Origin of the sequence: Streptomyces sp. NRRL WC-3549 (assembly GCF_000721935.1) — a bacterium.
In the GTDB taxonomy this organism is placed as follows: Bacteria; Actinomycetota; Actinomycetes; order Streptomycetales; family Streptomycetaceae; genus Streptomyces.
Genome location: NZ_KL585423.1, coordinates 232,912 through 233,850 on the forward strand (window position 1 = coordinate 232,912; position 939 = coordinate 233,850).

Genomic DNA, 939 nt, shown 5'->3' on the forward strand with positions numbered 1-939 from the left:
GGACGGCCGCCTCCACAGCGGCGGGGGCGGTGCCCACGACCGGCAGAGGGGGTGTGGCAGCGTCGGCCGGCAGCACTGACTGGTACGGTACGCCGCCGCGTTCGGGGAACACGGTGCGCAGCGCCTCGTGCCGCTCCACGACGTCGCGCACCGCCTGGCGCAGGGCGCGGACGTCCAGGGTGCCGTCGAGTTCCAGGACGAGCGGGATGTTGTACGCGGAGCTCGGGCCTTCGAGCCGGTTCAGGAACCACAGGCGCTGCTGCGCGAAGGACAGCGGCAGCGGGTCGGGCCGCCGGGCCGCGCGCACGATCGGGGACCGGGCCCGGGCCGAGGCGTCGAGGACCCGGGCCAGACCGGCGGCGGTGGGGTGTTCGAAGAGGGTGCGCACGGCGATCTCGGCGCCGAGGAGGGCGCGGACCCGGCTGACGACGCGCATCGCGAGCAGCGAGTGGCCGCCGAGGTCGAAGAAGCTGTCGTGCGGGCCGGCCTGGGGCCGCCGCAGGACGTCGGCGAAGACACCGGCGAGCAGGTCCTCCCGGACGCTGCGCCCCGTCTCCACGGCGGACGTCCCGGCGTCCGGTTCCGGCGCGGGCAGGGCGCGCCGGTCGACCTTGCCGTTGGGCAGCAGCGGGAGTCGCTCCAGGACGACGACGGCCCCGGGGACCATGTGGTGCGGCAGGGTCTCGGCGAGGGCGTCGCGGAGGGCCAGGGGGCGTGGGGCCGGTTCGCCGGTGGCGTAGGCGACCAGGTCGCGCCGCCCGGGGGTGTCCTCGCGGATCACGACGCAGGCGGCGGTGACTCCCGGGCGGGCCAGGAGCGCGGCCTCGATCTCGCCGGGCTCGACGCGGAAGCCGCGGAGTTTGACCTGGTCGTCGGCGCGGGAGAGGTGGTCGAGCAGCCCGTGCCGGTTCCACCGCACGAGGTCGCCGGTGCGGTACA

At 76.3% G+C, this 939-nt stretch carries 1 protein-coding gene; it reads right to left on the bottom strand.

Annotated elements, in window-relative coordinates; all coding sequences use genetic code 11:
• Positions 1–939: condensation domain-containing protein (locus IH13_RS0127400; RefSeq protein ID WP_031088654.1), on the bottom strand; the 939-nt coding region annotated here is incomplete at both ends.